Source organism: Polaromonas sp. YR568, assembly GCF_943369675.1.
GTDB lineage: Bacteria > Pseudomonadota > Gammaproteobacteria > Burkholderiales > Burkholderiaceae_C > Polaromonas.
Map to the genome: position 1 here is coordinate 38,306 of NZ_CALROB020000027.1, position 16,625 is coordinate 54,930.

The 16,625-nt window shown below is 62.6% G+C and carries 19 protein-coding genes; 10 read left to right on the forward strand and 9 right to left on the reverse strand.

All coding sequences use genetic code 11. The features are described 5' to 3' along the window. Positions 1-110: 110 nt before the first annotated feature. The 3 genes from ACLV8F_RS15615 (at position 111) to ACLV8F_RS15625 (ending at position 2,783) form a co-directional block, all read left to right on the forward strand. Complete coding sequence (locus ACLV8F_RS15615) at positions 111-1,157, forward strand: SDR family oxidoreductase (RefSeq protein ID WP_411885119.1); 1,047 nt, start codon at positions 111-113, stop codon at positions 1,155-1,157. A 115-nt stretch (positions 1,158-1,272) separates the two neighbouring features. Then, on the forward strand, positions 1,273-1,512 hold the full coding sequence (locus ACLV8F_RS15620; RefSeq protein ID WP_411885120.1) for an acyl carrier protein: 240 nt from the start codon (positions 1,273-1,275) through the stop codon (positions 1,510-1,512). Between the two features lie 26 nt (positions 1,513-1,538). After that, positions 1,539-2,783, forward strand: a complete 1,245-nt coding sequence (locus ACLV8F_RS15625) for a beta-ketoacyl-[acyl-carrier-protein] synthase family protein (protein WP_411885121.1) — start codon at positions 1,539-1,541, stop codon at positions 2,781-2,783. Here ACLV8F_RS15625 and rfaE2 read toward each other — a convergent pair whose 3' ends face one another. Both rfaE2 and ACLV8F_RS15635 read right to left on the reverse strand, forming a co-directional pair. Further along, entirely contained in the window at positions 2,784-3,290 is a 507-nt protein-coding gene (gene rfaE2 / locus ACLV8F_RS15630) for a D-glycero-beta-D-manno-heptose 1-phosphate adenylyltransferase (RefSeq protein WP_411885122.1), read from the reverse strand. It abuts the gene before it with no gap. A 41-nt stretch (positions 3,291-3,331) separates the two neighbouring features. Continuing rightward, on the reverse strand, positions 3,332-4,201 hold the full coding sequence (locus tag ACLV8F_RS15635) for a ferritin-like domain-containing protein (protein WP_411885123.1): 870 nt from the start codon (positions 4,199-4,201) through the stop codon (positions 3,332-3,334). Positions 4,202-4,532: 331 nt separating this feature from the next. Here ACLV8F_RS15635 and ACLV8F_RS15640 point away from each other — a divergent pair, with 331 nt between their 5' ends. After that, positions 4,533-5,129, forward strand: a complete 597-nt coding sequence (locus ACLV8F_RS15640) for a glutathione peroxidase (protein WP_411885124.1) — start codon at positions 4,533-4,535, stop codon at positions 5,127-5,129. A gap of 422 nt (positions 5,130-5,551) precedes the next feature. On the opposite strand, the gene ACLV8F_RS15645 is transcribed toward ACLV8F_RS15640, so the two are convergent. Further along, on the reverse strand, positions 5,552-6,169 hold the full coding sequence (locus tag ACLV8F_RS15645) for a glutathione S-transferase family protein (RefSeq protein WP_411885125.1): 618 nt from the start codon (positions 6,167-6,169) through the stop codon (positions 5,552-5,554). Positions 6,170-6,316: 147 nt separating this feature from the next. Between ACLV8F_RS15645 and purB the strand changes: the two genes are divergently transcribed. After that, entirely contained in the window at positions 6,317-7,708 is a 1,392-nt protein-coding gene (gene purB, locus ACLV8F_RS15650) for an adenylosuccinate lyase (RefSeq protein ID WP_411885126.1), read from the forward strand. On the opposite strand, the gene ACLV8F_RS15655 is transcribed toward purB, so the two are convergent. From ACLV8F_RS15655 to ACLV8F_RS15665, 3 genes are all read right to left on the reverse strand, one after another. Further along, on the reverse strand, positions 7,705-8,028 hold the full coding sequence (locus tag ACLV8F_RS15655; protein ID WP_411885127.1) for a DUF2007 domain-containing protein: 324 nt from the start codon (positions 8,026-8,028) through the stop codon (positions 7,705-7,707). The two genes, purB and ACLV8F_RS15655, sit on opposite strands and share 4 nt — an antisense overlap. A 12-nt stretch (positions 8,029-8,040) precedes the next feature. Continuing rightward, on the reverse strand, positions 8,041-8,484 hold the full coding sequence (locus tag ACLV8F_RS15660) for a DUF3717 domain-containing protein (RefSeq protein WP_411885128.1): 444 nt from the start codon (positions 8,482-8,484) through the stop codon (positions 8,041-8,043). Between the two features lie 115 nt (positions 8,485-8,599). Beyond that, complete coding sequence (locus tag ACLV8F_RS15665; protein WP_411885129.1) at positions 8,600-8,920, reverse strand: hypothetical protein; 321 nt, start codon at positions 8,918-8,920, stop codon at positions 8,600-8,602. 11 nt (positions 8,921-8,931) lie between these two features. On the opposite strand from ACLV8F_RS15665, the gene ACLV8F_RS15670 reads away from it, so the two are divergent. From ACLV8F_RS15670 to ACLV8F_RS15680, 3 genes are all read left to right on the forward strand, one after another. Further along, entirely contained in the window at positions 8,932-9,660 is a 729-nt protein-coding gene (locus tag ACLV8F_RS15670; protein WP_411885130.1) for a TerC family protein, read from the forward strand. 85 nt (positions 9,661-9,745) lie between these two features. Continuing rightward, positions 9,746-10,195, forward strand: coding sequence for a hypothetical protein (locus tag ACLV8F_RS15675; protein ID WP_411885131.1), 450 nt, complete (start codon positions 9,746-9,748; stop codon positions 10,193-10,195). Between the two features lie 76 nt (positions 10,196-10,271). Then, entirely contained in the window at positions 10,272-10,625 is a 354-nt protein-coding gene (locus ACLV8F_RS15680; RefSeq protein WP_411879191.1) for a phage holin family protein, read from the forward strand. On the opposite strand, the gene ACLV8F_RS15685 is transcribed toward ACLV8F_RS15680, so the two are convergent. Further along, positions 10,581-12,134 carry a M48 family metalloprotease gene (locus ACLV8F_RS15685; RefSeq protein WP_411885132.1) on the reverse strand — a complete coding sequence of 518 codons (1,554 nt, stop codon included), beginning with the start codon at positions 12,132-12,134 and terminating at the stop codon, positions 10,581-10,583. The genes ACLV8F_RS15680 and ACLV8F_RS15685 overlap by 45 nt on opposite strands. A 61-nt stretch (positions 12,135-12,195) precedes the next feature. Then, the gene (gene tfpZ, locus ACLV8F_RS15690; protein WP_411885133.1) at positions 12,196-12,975 is read right to left on the reverse strand and encodes a TfpX/TfpZ family type IV pilin accessory protein; all 780 of its coding nucleotides are present in this window, start codon (positions 12,973-12,975) and stop codon (positions 12,196-12,198) included. A gap of 41 nt (positions 12,976-13,016) precedes the next feature. On the opposite strand from tfpZ, the gene moaC reads away from it, so the two are divergent. After that, a complete protein-coding gene (gene moaC / locus ACLV8F_RS15695) occupies positions 13,017-13,502 on the forward strand; it encodes a cyclic pyranopterin monophosphate synthase MoaC (RefSeq protein WP_411885134.1) in 486 nt (161 codons plus the stop codon). Between the two features lie 8 nt (positions 13,503-13,510). Here the strand turns inward: moaC and ACLV8F_RS15700 are convergent, their stop codons facing one another. Continuing rightward, positions 13,511-15,028 carry a PglL family O-oligosaccharyltransferase gene (locus ACLV8F_RS15700; RefSeq protein ID WP_411885135.1) on the reverse strand — a complete coding sequence of 506 codons (1,518 nt, stop codon included), beginning with the start codon at positions 15,026-15,028 and terminating at the stop codon, positions 13,511-13,513. A gap of 275 nt (positions 15,029-15,303) precedes the next feature. Here ACLV8F_RS15700 and ACLV8F_RS15705 point away from each other — a divergent pair, with 275 nt between their 5' ends. Next, complete coding sequence (locus tag ACLV8F_RS15705) at positions 15,304-16,584, forward strand: nucleotide sugar dehydrogenase (protein ID WP_411885136.1); 1,281 nt, start codon at positions 15,304-15,306, stop codon at positions 16,582-16,584. The last annotated feature ends 41 nt before the right edge of the window (positions 16,585-16,625 follow it).

The following is a 16,625-nucleotide window of genomic DNA, read 5'->3' on the forward strand; positions in this document are numbered from 1 at the left end:
CGTGAGATTGTGCTGAAACTGGGGGTTTAGAGCAACCGCGCCCAATGAGAGTGGCTCGCCTGTCATATGGGCTGGCTTATACTCATGGGCTCAGCTTTACATTTCTTCACATGTCAAAACGCGTACTGCTTTCGGGCGCAACCGGCCTGATTGGCGGCGAGTTAATGCTTCTTCTGGCCGCGCGCGGCGTCTACAGCACTGCTGTGGTGCGCGCCGCCGATTCGAACCAAGCCCGTGACCGCCTCATGGAGCGCCTCAAAAAGAGCGTTTTGTGGAAACCCGAATTCGCCGAAATGGTCTCCGCCGAGGCAGGCGACGTCATTGAGCCCAACTTCGGCCTGAGCACGGCCGTGCTGCAGTCGGCAGACGTGATCCTGCACTCGGCAGCCAGCACCTCGTTCAAACCCGGCGCGGGGGTGTACCCCATCAACATCAAGGCGGCCGAGCAGTTCTCCGGCATCCTCAAAAACCTGGCGCCTTCGCAGCGCGGCTTTTTCGTCGGCACGGCGGCAGTCACCACCGAGCCGCGCGGCGTGATCACCGAAGACATGCCCTTCGCGGGCTATGCCAACGACTACATCAAGTCCAAGCGCGACGCCGAAACCCTGCTGCGCGCCAGCGGCAGCCCCTTTGTGAGCCTGCGTCCCGGCATCGTGCTGTCGCGCGGCATTGACGACGCCAAGCTCTCGCGCAACATGCTATGGTCGATTCCCGTGATGGCCGAGTTGGGTGATGTCCCGCTGGACCCCCTGGCCAAGCTCGATTTCGCGCCTGTGGACTTCATCGCCAGCGCCTTTGCCGAGATGCTGCTCAAGGGCGAACTGGCCCATGATTGTTACCACGTGTCAACCGGCGAAGACTCCATGACGTTCAAAGCTCTGGCCGATGAACTGACGGCCACCATGCCGGGCATCGGCAAGCTGGTGATGCGGGGGCGCGATTACGTGCCGACACCCAAATTCGCCCGCCAGCGCTGGATGTTCGACGCACTGCAACCCTACCTGCCTTTTTTGACGGCTGATGCGGTGTTCAGCAATGCGCGTTTGCACGCCGAAATCGGTGCGGCGGCCATTGCGCCGGCGCCCGTCAGTTATTTAGGGGAGCTCCTGGGAACGTTCAGCCTGTCGGATGCCGTCCGGCAGATGTACACACCCTGAAGCCATAAAAACAAGGCCACCGCTTTTGTAAAATAACCTGGGGGTTGAACAATAGCCAGCTGTCATGGCGATGGTGGGACAATCAAGCTTTGCATACTTACGTACTGGTTGGGTGATGAATTCTGATTTGATCAATCTTTTTGCCGAGACATTTGGCATCAGCGAAGAAAAATTGCTGCCCGATGCCACGCTGGAGAGCCTCGGATTGGACTCCCTCGCGGTCATCGAATTCCTGTTCCAGATCGAAGACCAGTTCGGCATCCAGATTCCCGACCAAGCCAACCCGCCGCGGACGCTGGCCGAGATGGTCCAGCTGATTGAGCCTTTGCTGCCATCGGGCAAGCCCGCCGCTTAAGCCCCTGGCAGGCGCCCCAGGACACCATGCGTCGCGTTGCCATTACGGGTCTGGGCGTCATCTCCGCCGTTGGGACCGGTACACCGGCGTTTTTTGACTCGCTGCTGTCCGCCCGCTCCGGCATCCGGGCCATCGACATTCCCTTTCCCACCGGCACCGAAAGCGTGCTGGCCGGTGCGATCGATTTCGATCCCGACCCCCACTTTCCTCGCGCGCGGCTCCTGACCATGGACCGCGTCAGCCAGTTTGCGCTGGTGGCGGGCCGGGAAGCCATGGCGCAAGCCGGCCTGGGCGATCCCGCCTCACTGCAAAACAGCTTCGCGCCGGAGCGCTTTGGCGTGTCCCTGGGCACGGGCAGCGGCGGCGCCAGTTCCACCGATGTGGCCTACACGGCATTACTGGAGCAAAAAGTCGCGCGCCTGCGCCCCATGACCGTCGTGCTGGCGATGAACAACGCCATTGCCGCCCATGTATCGATGGAATTCGGCCTGAAAGGGCCGAGCAGCACCATCTCCAACGCCTGCGCCTCGTCGGCAACCTCCATCGGCGAAGCCTTCCGGCAGATCCGTCACGGTTATGCCGATGCCATGCTCGCGGGCGGCTCGGAAGCGCTGCTTAACCGCGGCACCATCAAGGCCTGGCAGGCCATGCATACCCTGGCAAGGCCGCATCCCGACGGCGCCGAAACATCCTGCCGGCCCTTCTCGGCCGACCGCAGCGGCCTGGTGCTGGCCGAAGGCGCCGCGATGCTGGTATTGGAAGAATGGGAAAGCGCCAAGCGGCGCGGCGCCACCATCCTGGCCGAACTCTGCGGCTATGCCTCCACCACCGACGCCCACCACTTGACGCAACCCGACGCCCAAGGCCAGGCGCGCGCCATGACGCTGGCGCTGGCGGACGCCGGGCTGCAGACCAGCGACATCGGTTACCTCAATGCCCACGGCACAGCGACAGACGTGGGCGACGTGGTGGAAACCAGCGCCATCAAACTGGCCTTCCAGGACCTGGCCGCGCGCCTGCCCATCAGTTCCAGCAAAGGCGTGCACGGCCATGCCATGGGCGCGGCGGGCGCGATGGAGTTCATTGCGAGCGTGATGGCCCTGCGCGCCGGGAAACTGCCGCCCACGGCCTACCTGCACAATCCCGACCCGCGTTGCGACCTGGACTACGTCCCGCTGACGCCGCGCGATGCCAAGGGCCTGCGCGCGGTGATGTCCAATTCCTTCGCATTCGGCGGCTCCAATGCCGTCCTGATCGCCAAGGCAGTCTGATCAGCGGCCGCCCGGCGCAGCCCTGATTTTTTTCACCAGCGCGGTAGTCGAATACCCATCCACAAACGGGATGGCCTGCGCCTTGCCGCCGTAGGCTTTCACCACGGCAGTCTCGGCCAGTGTGTCCATGTCGTAGTCGCCACCCTTGACCAGCAGGTCGGGCCGCAGTTCGGTGATCAGTTCCAGGGGCGTGTCCTCGTCGAACCAGGTGACCAGGCTCACCGATTCCAGCGCCGCCATCATGACGGCGCGGTCCTCTTCGTTGTTGAGCGGCCGGTCCGGCCCCTTGCCCAGCCGCCGGGCCGAGGCATCGGTGTTCAAGGCCACCACCAGACTACCGCCCAGCGCGCGCGCATGGGCCAGGTAGGTGGCATGCCCGCGGTGCAGCACGTCAAACACGCCATTGGTGAAGACGATGGGCCGGGGCAGCGCGGCCAGGCGCCGCGGCGCATCCTCGCGGGAAACGATTTTTTTCAGGAAGTGGGGAGCTTGGGGATCGCTGGACATCCCGCGACTTTAACGGAATGCCCGTGCCATACCCTCGACCATCAAGCGCCGGCGGGAGCAGGCTTGGTGGCGATGGAGCCGGCAAGCTCCTTGCCGATTTCCTTGCGGTAGCGGTTCAGTTCCTGCACCGTCTTGAAGCTCTGGTTCATCAGCAGGCTCAGGTTGTGCAGGATGCGCTCGACCACCTTTCCCTCCCACACTGCGTCGAACTTGATCTGCGTGTCCAGCCAATGCTCCAGCCACTCGGGATTGGGCAGGCGGCTCTGGATGGTGTCGCGCGGAAACAGGCTTTTGTTGACGTGCAGGTTGGTCGGGTGCAAGGCTTGCGCCGTGCGGCGGGCGCTGGCCATCAGCACGCCGACTTTGGTGAAGGCGGTTCTTGCCTCGTTGCCAAAGTTGTTGATGGCGCGCTTCATGTAGCGCAGGTAGGCGCCGCCGTGGCGCGCTTCGTCCTGGCTCAGCTGCGTGTAGATCTGCTTGATGACGGGCTCGGTATGCCACTCGCTGGCGCGGCGGTACCAGTGGTTCAGGCGGATTTCGCCGCAAAAATGCAGCATCAGGGTTTCCAGCGCGGGCGCGGGTTCGAACTCGAAACGCACTTCGTGCAATTCTTTTTCCGTGGGGGCCAAGTCCGGGCGGAAGCGCTTGAGGTATTCCATCAGCACCAGCGAATGCTTTTGCTCTTCGAAAAACCAGATCGACATGAAGGCGGAAAAATCGCTGTCGTCCTTGTTGTCGCGCAGGAACATCTCGGTGGCCGGCAGCGCGGACCATTCGGTGATGGCGTTCATCTTGATGGTCTGCGCCTGTTCGTCGGTCAGCTTGGCCGGGTCAAAACTGGCCCATGGAATGTCTTTGTCCATGTCCCATCGGACGGATTCAAGTTGTTTGAACAGTTCGGGATAAAGCATATGAACTCCTTCGCAATCGAATACGCAGATAAATCTGCCTTGGATGGCCTGCCGACACATCCTGGGTACTGGGGTGATTTTAGGCGGGGAATATGACAACTTGCGATTTGCCGTCAATTTACCGGCAAATCAGGCAATTTCGGGGTCGATTCCGGCATGTTCACCTACTTGGGCGCCATGTTAGCCATGGTTTCCGTTCAAAATGCTGCTTGAATCCGGCAACTGTCACGCTGCGTAAATTCAGCAGGAGCTATCCCCTGAAACCTGTACGGTGAACAAAAAGCGCCAGAATGAATCGCATCCCACCTGACAACTGCCCGAGAGTTTAACCATGCCAGCCTTCACACTCCGAATCCTTGTACTGGGCACGCTGTCTTGCGGCGCATTCCTGACGACATACCCGGCCATGGCGGCCCCCGCTGGCCCGGTCAACCCTGCGCCCGCAGCTTGCACCGGCCTCCTGCAGCAGGACTTTTTGCGCCTGCAGGACGAAAAGCCGCAATCGCTTTGCCAGTACAGCGGGAAAGTGGTGGTCGTGGTCAACACCGCCAGCTTCTGCGGCTTCACGCCGCAGTACCAGGGACTGGAAGCGCTCTACGCCAAATACAAGGACAAGGGGCTGGTCGTGCTGGGCTTTCCTTCCAACGATTTCTCGCAGGAAAGCGGCAGCAACAAGGAAATCGCGGACTTCTGCGAGAACACCTTCGGGGTGAAATTTCCCATGTTCACCAAAACCATCGTGACCGGCAAGAACGCCAATCCTCTTTTCAAGCAGCTGGCGGCCAAAACAGGCACCACACCGCGCTGGAATTTCTACAAATACGTGATCGCACGGAACGGCGTCAGCGTCGCAAGCTTCAATTCCAAGGCCGACCCGGCCAGCCCCGCCTTCATCCAGGAAATCGAAAAACAACTGGCAGCCCCATAACGGTGCAGCGAAGCGTCGGCGGCTCATTAACAAAAATTTACCAGTCGCGTCTGCCGCTTCGGGAACTACCGGGCACCGGCGCGCTCATACTTGTGCAAGCGCAATTTGCCGTTACAAGCAGCGCTGGCAAAAAACAGTTTCATTGTTGCGAAGCCTTCTGAGCCGTCCAGGCCCAGCTGCAATCCCGGGGCGCTCCTCCTCCTCCCTCCCTCCCTCGTTCGCGCCGGGGCGCTTCGCAGCATTTTTATATTCCAGCCGGCAAGGCCCCCGCCCATAGGCGGCGCGCTTGTGCACAGCGGCCCTCAGTTCCGGCATCGCCGGGCTGGCTACGGAAATCACCTCGATGGATTGCACAGGCTCAAGCCGTGTTCACGACCGCCGGCTTGGCGGACTGTGCCCACGCGAGCGTGCGCAGGGACACTTCAGCCCGGCGGAATCGTTTCCGCGAAGCTGGGGCGCTGCATCAACTTGTCCTGCAGCTTGGTGAGGTTGGGATAGAGCTCACGCCATTTGACCTGCGTGAAACGCAGATCGAGGTAGCCCAGCGCGCAGCCCACTGCCACGTCCGACAGGCTGAAGTGGATGCCGCTGCAAAAGGCCTTGTCACCCAGGCCGGTGCTCATGGCCTTCAGGGTCGCATCTATCTTGCCCATCTGGCGGTCTATCCAGGCGTCGCTGCGTTGCTTGGCGCCTCGGCCGCTCCAGGTGGCCTCCAGGCGCGCCAGAATGGCGGCGTCGACCAGTCCGTCGGCCAGGGCTTCCCAGGTTTTCACTTCGGCGCGTTCGCGGCCTTGGGTGGGAATCAGCTTGCCGACAGGCGACAGGGTGTCCAGGTATTCGACGATCACACGGGAGTCGAACACGGCTTCGCCGCCTTCCATGACCAGGCAAGGCACCTTGCCCAGGGGGTTGGACGCGGTGATGGTGGTGTTCGCCGCCCAGACATCTTCCAGGATGAACTGGAAATCGAGCTTTTTCTCGGCCATTACGATGCGCACTTTGCGCACGTAGGGGCTGGTGGCGGATCCGATGAGTTTCATGGTGGTGTGAGATCGTGGTCCGAGGGAAGTGCATTCTATCGACTTAGCCCGGCCACCGGCTGACCGGCACCCAAAGCGTCGCAAATCGCGACAGTCGCGGGCCGGCGCCGGCCGGGTCACGGGAGGCGCCCCGCCTACAATTGGAGGATGAGCTCTTCCAACCCGTTTTCCACCATCAACGCCCTGTCCCCTCTGGACGGCCGCTACGCCGGCAAACTCGCCCAATTACGCCCCCTGATGTCCGAGCAGGGCTATATGCACCGCCGCGTCCAGGTGGAAGTGGCCTGGTTTATCGCCCTGTCCGACGCCAAATTCGCCGAATTCAAGCCGTTGAGCCCGGGCGCCCGCACCTACCTGCTGGGCCTGGTCAAGAATTTCTCGGAAAGCGACGCCGCGGCCATCAAGGACATCGAAAAAACCACCAACCACGACGTGAAAGCCGTCGAATACTGGATCAAGTCCAAATTCGAAGCCCGGCCAGAACTCAAGGGTGCCAGCGAGTTCGTGCACTTCGCCTGCACCAGCGAAGACATCAACAACACCAGCCACGCGCTACAACTCAAAAGCGGCCGCGACCTGGTCGTGCTGCCGGCGCTCGACAAAGTGATCGGCCAGCTGCGCGACATGGCCCACCTGTTCGCCGACGAGCCCATGCTCAGCCGCACGCACGGCCAGACCGCCAGCCCAACCACGGTCGGCAAGGAAATCGCCAACGTCGTGGTGCGCCTGGCCAATGCGCGCGAAAAAATCGCCGCCGTCAAACTGATGGGCAAAATGAACGGCGCCGTGGGCAACTACAACGCGCACCTCTCGGCCTGGCCCGACTTCGACTGGGAAGCTTTCAGCCGCGGCGTGATTGAAACACCCGAGCCGCTGGGCCTGGGCCTGACCTTCCAGCCCTACAGCATCCAGATCGAGCCGCACGACTATATGGCGGAGTTGTTCGACGCGGTGGCCCGCGCCAACACCATCCTGGTCGACCTGGCCCGCGACATCTGGGGCTACGTCAGCGTCGGTTATTTCAAGCAGCGCCTGAAGGAAGGCGAGATCGGCTCGTCCACCATGCCGCACAAGGTCAACCCCATCGACTTTGAAAATGCCGAAGGCAACCTGGGCTTGGCCAATGCGCTGCTGCGCCATATGAGCGAAAAACTGCCGATCTCCCGCTGGCAGCGCGACCTGACCGACTCGACCGTGCTGCGCAACATGGGCGTGGCGTTGGGCTACGCCGTGCTGGCCTACAACTCCCTGAGCGTGGGCCTGAACAAGCTCGAACTGAACCGCGAAGCGCTCAGCGACGACCTCAACAGCTCATGGGAAGTCCTGGCCGAACCGATACAGACCGTGATGCGCCGCTACGGCGTGCAGGGCGCCTATGAAAAGCTCAAGGAAGTCACGCGCGGCAAAACCGTGAAGGCCGAAGACCTGCACGCGCTGATCCGTTCGCTGGAAATTCCCGAAGCAGAGAAAACCCGCTTGCTGGCCATGACGCCAGGCACTTACGTCGGCTTGGCGGCCGAACTGGCCAAGCGCGTCTAGGCGGACGCCGCAGGCGGCGTCGGCATGTCCGCGCCGCACTGCCAGCATTGCTCGAAACCGCCTTCGACAATTTCGCCGCAGGCAGCGCACAGCCAGCGCCGCTGCGGCATGTTCTGCAACCGGTGCAGCAACTCTTTCGCACTGGCCTCTTCGTGGTCGTGCGTGAGCCAGACTTCAGGCAGGCACTGGTCGGGCGGCAATTCGCCGGCCACGCCGCCCAGGTAATAACGCTGCGCGCTGGCCGAAAAACCGGCCTGCTGCAGGGCGTCCACCCACAGCGCGGCAATGGCTATATTGGGAGCGCGGGCCAGTCTGAGCATGGCGTAGCCGTGTCAGGCCGGGTCCTTTTCGTCGGAGGGCGCCGGCATTTTGTTTTCCAGCGCCCGATCGGCATAACGGCCAAAGCGCCAGGCCGTCGCCTCCTGCGTGATGCGCCGCCAGGTGGCGCGCTTTTCGCCCGGCGTCATTTCGGGCCAGTGCTGCACTTCGTCAAACGTGCGGCCGCATCCTTTGCAAAGGGCATCACCCTGGCTGGTCGAGCAGATGGCGATGCAGGGCGTGTCGGCCGTGGTGTCGTACCAGGTGCGCCAGGCCGCGTGCGCCTTGGCCGGAAAGGATTTTTCGTCGGCCTCATCCTCATGGTAAAAAACCATGAGCGCATAGACCTCGGCCAGGGCGCGCAATTCCGGCGCCAGCGTTACGCCGTCGGGCGAGGGTTTTTTGTCGCGCCAGTAATTGATGGCCGCTTCAATGTCGGTGATGTGGATGCCGGGCATGGGAAATAAGATACCAAATGGGTGGCTGGCCGCGCCAAGAAAGAGGATGCGCGAAGCCGCAGGGCCGGGCCACTCATTATCGGGCAGACGGCGGCATCGCCTTCACCGTACGGGTTTAACCAGCATTTGCAAAAAATCCATTTTTATTGTCAAATGTGCAGACGAAGGGGAGTAACTCCCTCGTTTTGCTGCAATATTCAATAACAGACACCACAGCAAAATCGCTACAACAAGTCGTCATTACGAAGTTCACACTTCCGGCTTGTTGGGCATGCAGCGACACTGCATGTCGAGCCAGACCTTCGATTGAAACCTGAACAGGTTTGATCGAGGCGTTCGCGGCACCAGTTTCCTGACCCGAACTACTCACAAGCCTTTTCCGGTTTCGCGAATCCGGAAATCCGTTCCTGCGGATTTCCAAGTCGAAACTTGACATGGAGTGTGAACTTGGAATTATTTACCGCCCCCTGGTGGTCCGCCCTGCTGGCGATCATCCTCATTGACCTGGTGCTCGCAGGCGACAACGCCATCGTGATCGCGCTGGCCGCGCGCAACCTGCCGCCCACCCTGCAGAAAAAAGCCATTGTCTGGGGCACGGTCGGCGCCATCGTGGTCCGCTCCGCCATGACCGTCGGCGTGGTGTGGCTGCTGAAGATTCCCGGGCTGATGCTCATTGGCGGCCTGGGACTGCTGTGGATCGCCTACAAGCTGCTGGCCGACCAGGGCGACAAGGAACACGACGGGCCTATCGCCAGCACCTTCTGGGGCGCGATGAAAACCATTGTGGTGGCCGATGCCCTGATGGGCGTCGACAACGTGCTGGGCGTGGCCGGCGCGGCGCACGGCGCGTTCGACCTGGTCGTCATCGGCCTGCTGGTGAGCATCCCCATCGTGGTGTTCGGCAGCACCATGGTGCTCAAGCTGGTGGAGCGCTTCCCCATCATCATCAACGTGGGCGCCGCGGTGCTGGCTTTCACCGCCGCCAAGATGGTTGTGAGCGAACAGTTGCTCGACCCGATCTACGGCGGCCCGAACACGCTGCCTGCGGCTGAAAACCTGCATACGGCCGCCCAGTGGATCACTTACGCAGTCGCGGTCGCCGGCGTGCTCGGCGCGGGCTGGTGGGCCACCCGGCGCAATCGCTCGAACACCGACGCAAAACTGATCCCGCACTGAAACCCGCAATCCCCGGGGAGCCTGCGCTCCCTCTTTTCAGCAACCAGCAAGCTTTCTAAAACGACGACAACTCAAGGAGAACTTCATGGACAACATCATCGTGTACGTTGACGACGCCACCTATGCACTGCAGATGCTGCAGCCCATGCTGCCGGACGGCGGCCCTCGCAACCCGACGCGCTGGATCGTGGTCGGCTGTGCACCCCGCGTGACGCACCGCGTCAGCAAATGGGTGACGCACAGCGCACGGGAAAGCTGGCGCGGCAAGTGGGCGGAAAAGGTCTTCGCGCAATTGACGCCCCTGCTGCAGCGGGAGGGTGACGCGGTGTTGACCCAGCTGGCGCAGACCACCTTGATCACGCAAACCGAAACCCTGATCAAGCAGCATGGCGCCGCGCGCGTGCTGGATGCCCGCCGGCCGAAGTTCGGGCAGGACATGCAGCCCGTGACGGCCTCGCAAGCCCAGGAAAGCCATGGCGTGCTGGGTTACGCCACAGCGCTGGCAAGCGCCGGCTTGCTGGTGGCAACCGACTGACCGGGCCTGCCGCAAGCCGTCAATGCGCCCCCAGGGGCGCATTTTTCTTTGGGTGGCCCGGTGGTATTCTTCGGCCATGAAACTCATCCTCAAGTGGCTTTTCAGTGCGGCCGCCCTGCTGGCGGTGGCGTATCTTTATTCCGGTGTGACGGTGAGCAGCTTCACCGGCGCGCTGATCGCGGCGGCCGTGCTGGGCGCGCTCAACATGGTGGTGCGTCCCATCCTGGTGTTGCTGACGCTGCCCGTGACGCTGGTGACGCTGGGGCTCTTCCTCTTCGTGGTCAACGCGCTCATGTTCTGGGCTGCGGCCAGCCTGACCAGCAGCCTGAACGTCGCCGGCTTCGGCGCCGCGCTGATCGGTTCGCTGATTTACTCAGTGCTGCAGCTAGCGATCGAGTTTGTCCTGGAGCGCCTGTTCCTTGATAAGTGACTCGGTCTGGCGCGTGCGCGTATCGAGGATGGAACCCTCCACGTAATCGGCGCTGGCGGGGTTGCTGCGCATGAGGCCCTGTGCCGCCTTGAAACGGTCCAGCGCCGCCGGATAGTCCAGTTGCGCCGCCCGGCTCTCCGCATCGGCGCGAATCGCCCGCACGTTCTGGTTCTGGTTGCCGTAGGCCACGGCGAGCAGCTGCCAGGCCATCGCGTCCTTGGGGTGAGCGGCCACCCAGGTCTGCAGGCGGTTTGACACGTCCTGGGCGCGGTGTGCGGCCATTAATGACCGGGCTTGGGTCAACACCTCCGCGCGGGTTGTCGCCTTGGCGATGTCGGCGGACGCCGCCGTCGGGGGGACGACACCGGCGATCAGGTCGATTTCAACGGCGAGAAGATCCGCCGCGCTGGCGGCTTGCGGCATGTCGGCCACGATCAGCGGCCGGAGTTTTTCCAGCAGGCTTTTGGCGCCCGGAAAATCACGCAGCTGCGCCGCCGCATAAGCGCCCGCGTACAAGGTGCCGGCGTCGCGCGCGTTGTCCGCCGAAGCGGGCGACTGCAGCGGGGCGGGGTTGCCGCGGCGCTGGGCCTGAGCCACCATGGAGCGCAGCGCGTCGACGCCCGGCGCGGCCAGGATGCGCGCGCGCGCGGCCATCATGGCGTGCAGCACCAGGGCCTTGCCGGTCTCGATTTCCTTTTCACGCAAGGGCTTGGCGGCCTCCAGGGAGGCCAGTTGCACCCGCGCCTGCGCCTCGGCGATACGCTCGGTGGTCAGCGGATGGGAACGCAAATAGGGGAAAGAGCCGTTGTCATTCAAGCGCGAAGCCTGCTGCAGCTTTTCAAACATGGCCGACACGCCACGGCTTTCAAAGCCGGCATCGGTCATGACACCGAAACCGACTCGGTCGGCCTCCCGTTCCATGTCCCGGGAAAAATTGAGCTGGTTCTGCGCGGCAACCGCCTGCCCGCCGACGATGGCGGCGCTGGCCATGTCGCCGCTTTTTCCGGCAGCCAGCGCACCCAGAATCATCGCGGCGATCATCCAGGGGGTCTGGCGCGACTGCTGCGTCAGCATGCGCGAGATATGCCGCTGTGTGACGTGGCTCAGCTCGTGCCCGAGCACGGCGGCCATTTCGTCCACACTGCCGACCGCACCGATCAGACCCAGGTGCACGCCGAAATAACCGCCGGGCAAGGCAAATGCATTGATGCTCCGGTCCCGGATCAGGAACACCTGCCAGGCAAAGCGCTCGTCGAGCTCCGCATGCAGTTCACCGCGGGTTCGCGCGGCGGCCACCAGCGGCAGCCAGACGCTTTGCAGGTAGTCGTCCAGCACCGGGTCGTCGATGTAGTCCGGATCCCGGTAAATGCTGGCGGCGATACGGTCGCCGATGCGGCGCTCCGCGGCGGCCGACAGCTCGGAAGTCTCACCGAGCGACGGCAAGGAGCCCGTGCTGGTGCCAGGCACAGCGGCGGGCGCCTGGGCTAGTGAGAAATGGGCGGACGCCATAAACACGAGGGCGCCCAGTGCCAGCCGGCTCAAAGCCAGGCGCCGACCCGACAGAGCCCCCCTAGAACGAATCAATGGGTACAAAAGCGATTACCTCGGCGGTACGGATATCAACCAGGGCAGTCCAGAAATCCTTGCGCCCAATCATCGGAATGTAGCCGGTGGACGCCGCCACATCGCTGGCGCGCGAGGCTGATCTCAGCGCGTCGTCAATTTCCGCGGTACGGTCCGGGAAGCGGCTCTTCAATTCGGCCAGCGGGCGCGCATGGGCCAGCACCTGTGACTTTGCTTGCGCATAGGGTTGCCAAAGAGCGGGTTGAGCGCCAAGCGGCACACCTGCCAACGCCGTCAAGGTCGCATCGAAGCGCTCTTTATTGTCCTTGAAATCCCGCAGCGAAAGCAGCGTCGGCCCCATCAGCGAAAGCCGTTGAAATTCCGGCGGCGCCAGCTTCAGCTCATCCTTGGGAATCTCAATGGCGTGGATGACCCTGAAACGATCCATCTCATAGGCCAGATGCACCGGACGGACCACCATCACCGTCCATAGCCCGTATAACAGCGCCGCAACCTGGAACAGCCCGATCACCGCGAGGTCCAGCCTGAGGGTTCTGGCGGATTTTTTGACGTCGAATACCGCCAGCGTCAACAGCGGCCCCATGATCACGTCGACCGTCACCACGATAAAAAACAGCTCTCGGCCGCCGGAGATTTCCCGGTAAGGGTAGGGGTACCAAATCTCAAATACCAGCCATGCCGCGAGCGCCGCGATGGCCACACTGATACCAAAATGCACGCCTGCCGCCAGCAAACGGCTCGTCAGAGGGCTTCGATTCACAAACATGGTCTTATGATGAAGGCTTGTTGTAAAGGTTTCGTAAAAGCATGGCGTCCTCTCCCGCACTCACCCACTTTGACGGCCAAGGCCAGGCCCATATGGTTGACGTGGCGGGCAAGGCGACGACGCATCGCATCGCCTTGGCGCAGGGCCGTATCGTAATGAATCCGGCGACGCTGTCCATCATTCTGGCGGGCAACGCCAAAAAAGGCGATGTGCTGGGCATCGCGCGCATCGCCGGCATCATGGCCGCAAAAAAAACCAGCGACCTGATTCCCCTGTGCCATCCGCTCGCGTTGACCCGCGTTGCGATCGACTTCCTTCCCGGGGAGAGCGATTCCAGCATTACCTGCCGGGCCACCGTGGAAACCGTCGGCCCGACCGGGGTGGAAATGGAGGCCCTCACAGGCGTGCAGGTCGCCCTGTTGACGATTTACGACATGTGCAAGGCGGTCGACCGCGCCATGGTCATCACCGACGTGAAGCTGCTTGAAAAGCACGGCGGTAAATCCGGTAGTTTCACCAATCCCTGAGAGCCGGCTCAAGGCAAGCGCACACCGTCCGCCGGCAGGCGCGAATTTGCAGCCGCCCAGCGCGCATACTCCGTCGGAAACGCCGCCCGATACCGCGCCAGATGCGCCACGGCTTCGTCGTCAAGCCCCAGCATCACGGCGCTTTCAATCACTTTTTCAATCACCACCGGCTCGGGCGAGTAGTGCAGCAGGGCCGTCGCCGTGTTGAAAGTCCACTGCGCATTGTCCCGCGTCAGGGCTGTCAGGCTCAGCTCGGCAAAGCTGACCTGCCTGCGAAACAGCCATGAATCGCGAATCTTGGACAAGGTGCCGTCACGGTAGGCCGCAGTGCGGTCCTGGGGTTGCCTGTAGATCTGGCTGACGCGGTGGTAGTCCCAGGCCGCATAAGCGCAACACGCCATCAAAACAGCGGCCAGCAGCCCCCTCAGAGCTGCCGCCCTCGGCACGGCAAACCCCGATGACACGCCTGCAGCACGCCACAGCATTCCGATGCACACGCCGAAAGCGACCTGAAACGGCCCGTACCACAATGGGTATTCCAGCATGCTGTGCAACAGGATCACCGCCAGCACACTCCAGGCCAGCTGGCGTACGGCATCCGTCTCGCGCCAGGGGCGCCGTCGCGCCACCCACCACACGCCGATGCCGCAGATCAGCAGCGCCAGCGGAATGCCCAGTTCAACCGCCAGGTGCAAGGGCAGGTTGTGCGCATTGTCCAGAATGTCGCAAAACCGCGTCCCGGCATACAAGGTGGCGTAGTGCGCATAGTCCAGTTCTCCCCAGCCCCAGCCCAGCCACGGCTTCTGCCCGATCAGGTCAAGCACGTTGGACCACAGCGCGATGCGGCTGGCACATGCCAGTTCACCGCCGCGCAGGCGAGCCACCATGCCGTGAGCCCCCGGGTCAAGCCCCAGCAACCAGGGCAATGCCAGCGTTGCCGCTCCATAGGCCAGCACCGCCACCAGCAACACCCTCAGAACACGAGGCTGGCGCCATGCCCCCCACACGCCGAACAGCGCGCAAATCACCAGCAGCTCCAGCACCCCCGTGCGGGAAGACGATGCGGCGTTACCGGCGGCAAGCAGGACGACCCCAAGATACACCCGCCACTGACGCGTTTCCGAGGCAGCACGTTGATGCGCGATCCAGACCAACGCCGCCAAGGCGATATTGGTGAGGCTGGCGAACTGGTTGCGCTGCCGGAGGTTGGCGAACGCCTCTCCCGGCATCGTTGGGCTTACCCAGCCGCCCAGGGCGGCCGCAAAGCCGAAGTATTGGATCAAGCCAATCAAGCTGCTGACCAGTCCGGCGATCAACCAGGCCCATGCCGCCGGCCTCGCCCAGCGCTGCGCAAAAGAAGCACCGTACGGCGCTCCGCCCGAGGCATTGCGCAACGAGGCATAAAAGACCAGGGCCAGCGTTGCGGCGAGCGTCACCAGCCAGGGTACAACGCCCGGGGAGGGGCCAAGCGCAAACGGATTGAGCCAGGGCAGGGCCAAAAAAAAGGAAACAACAATTGATTGCATAAGCGTGGAATCGAGGAGCGCGGCATCCAGGTGCCGTGTCGGGTTAACAACACAGCCATATCCGAAGGCTGCGAGGTTACCTGATCCCGGCCAACAAGGATTCATGCCGCATCGCCCGCCGACACGCGTCCCCGGACGCAACCGCCGCCGTAGCGGCAACCAGCCCCAGGCCTCACGCAATCGCCTCTTCGCTCCTTTCATGCGTTAGCATCGTCCCGTTCTGCCCTGAAACCGCTTGCAAACAGGGCTCACTGCATGAATAGGGAACCAGAACCATGGAAGTAGTGGCAGTCATCGGACTCGGATACGTCGGCCTTCCGCTGGCCGTCGCGTTCGGCCGACTGATGCCGACCATCGGGTACGACCTGTCCGCGCACAAAATCGGGAGCTACAACAAGCACCTGGATCCCAGCGGCACCGTCGCCGCGCAGGACATGCGGGCCGCCGCCAAACTGAGCTTCACCCTCGATCCCGCAGAACTGGCAGGCGCCGATATTTTCATCATCGCGGTTCCGACACCGATCGATGCGGCCCGCAAGCCCGATTTCACACCCCTCGTCCGTGCCAGTGAAACCGTAGGCGCGCACCTCAAGCCAGGCGCAACCGTCATCTACGAATCCACCGTCTACCCCGGCGCCACGGAAGAAATCTGCATCCCGGTGCTTGAACGCGTGTCGGGCCTGAAATGGCGGCAGGATTTCCACATCGGCTATTCGCCCGAGCGCATCAACCCCGGCGACAGGCAGCACACGCTCGCGAACACGATCAAGGTCGTGGCCGGAGACAGCCCCGAGACCCTGGAGCGTGTTGCGGCGCTGTATGAAAAGGTCGTCAGCGCCGGTGTGCACAAAGTGTCCTCGCTCAAGGTGGCGGAGGCCGCCAAAGTCATCGAGAACACGCAGCGGGACCTGAACATCGCCCTGATGAACGAGCTCGCCGTGATCTTCAACATGCTGGGCCTGGACACGCTGGAAGTGCTCGAAGCAGCCGGAACAAAATGGAATTTCCTGCCCTTTCGCCCAGGCCTGGTCGGCGGGCACTGTATCGGCGTCGACCCCTACTACCTGACATACAAAGCCGAAATGCTCGGCTACCACCCCGAAGTGATCCTCGCGGGGCGGCGCATCAACGACAACATGGGCAAGTTCATTGCGGAGCAGACCGTCAAGCAGCTGATCCAGGCCGACAGGCACATCAAGGGCGCCAAGGTCAACGTGCTGGGCATCACTTTCAAGGAGGATGTGCCGGACTTGCGCAATTCCAAGGTGTGGGACCTGATCACTGAACTGCGGGCCTACGGCGTGGACGTGCACGTGCATGATCCGGTCGCCGATGCAGCCGAGGCGAAAGTGGAATACGGCGTTGAACTGATGGCGTGGGATTCACTGCCGCAAGCGGACGCAGTCATTGTGGCGGTGGCTCACGAGCCCTTGCTGTCCAAACCGCATTCGTCATACGCGGCGAAGCTGAAACCCGGCGGATGTTTTATCGACGTGAAGGCGCGGTTCGATGGCGACAGGCTCAATGCGGCCGGATTCGCGGTGTGGCGCCTGTAAGTCAATGGCCGTTCAAAAAATAATGAAACCCCTGTCTCAGC

Bases quoted from the DNA above. Each gene is read 5' to 3' on its own strand.
- ACLV8F_RS15665 (WP_411885129.1), bottom strand. From the start codon at position 8,920: ATGTCAAGTTTCGACTTGGAAATCCGCAGGAACGGATTTCCGGATTCG.
- ACLV8F_RS15645 (WP_411885125.1), bottom strand. From the start codon at position 6,169: ATGAAACTCATCGGATCCGCCACCAGCCCCTACGTGCGCAAAGTGCGC.
- ACLV8F_RS15615 (WP_411885119.1), top strand. From the start codon at position 111: ATGTCAAAACGCGTACTGCTTTCGGGCGCAACCGGCCTGATTGGCGGC.
- tfpZ (WP_411885133.1), bottom strand. From the start codon at position 12,975: ATGTTTGTGAATCGAAGCCCTCTGACGAGCCGTTTGCTGGCGGCAGGC.
- purB (WP_411885126.1), top strand. From the start codon at position 6,317: ATGAGCTCTTCCAACCCGTTTTCCACCATCAACGCCCTGTCCCCTCTG.
- ACLV8F_RS15655 (WP_411885127.1), bottom strand. From the start codon at position 8,028: ATGCTCAGACTGGCCCGCGCTCCCAATATAGCCATTGCCGCGCTGTGG.
- ACLV8F_RS15705 (WP_411885136.1), top strand. From the start codon at position 15,304: ATGGAAGTAGTGGCAGTCATCGGACTCGGATACGTCGGCCTTCCGCTG.
- ACLV8F_RS15680 (WP_411879191.1), top strand. From the start codon at position 10,272: ATGAAACTCATCCTCAAGTGGCTTTTCAGTGCGGCCGCCCTGCTGGCG.
- ACLV8F_RS15685 (WP_411885132.1), bottom strand. From the start codon at position 12,134: ATGGCGTCCGCCCATTTCTCACTAGCCCAGGCGCCCGCCGCTGTGCCT.
- rfaE2 (WP_411885122.1), bottom strand. From the start codon at position 3,290: ATGTCCAGCGATCCCCAAGCTCCCCACTTCCTGAAAAAAATCGTTTCC.
- ACLV8F_RS15640 (WP_411885124.1), top strand. From the start codon at position 4,533: ATGCCAGCCTTCACACTCCGAATCCTTGTACTGGGCACGCTGTCTTGC.
- ACLV8F_RS15625 (WP_411885121.1), top strand. From the start codon at position 1,539: ATGCGTCGCGTTGCCATTACGGGTCTGGGCGTCATCTCCGCCGTTGGG.
- ACLV8F_RS15700 (WP_411885135.1), bottom strand. From the start codon at position 15,028: ATGCAATCAATTGTTGTTTCCTTTTTTTTGGCCCTGCCCTGGCTCAAT.
- ACLV8F_RS15660 (WP_411885128.1), bottom strand. From the start codon at position 8,484: ATGCCCGGCATCCACATCACCGACATTGAAGCGGCCATCAATTACTGG.
- moaC (WP_411885134.1), top strand. From the start codon at position 13,017: ATGGCGTCCTCTCCCGCACTCACCCACTTTGACGGCCAAGGCCAGGCC.
- ACLV8F_RS15675 (WP_411885131.1), top strand. From the start codon at position 9,746: ATGGACAACATCATCGTGTACGTTGACGACGCCACCTATGCACTGCAG.
- ACLV8F_RS15620 (WP_411885120.1), top strand. From the start codon at position 1,273: ATGAATTCTGATTTGATCAATCTTTTTGCCGAGACATTTGGCATCAGC.
- ACLV8F_RS15635 (WP_411885123.1), bottom strand. From the start codon at position 4,201: ATGCTTTATCCCGAACTGTTCAAACAACTTGAATCCGTCCGATGGGAC.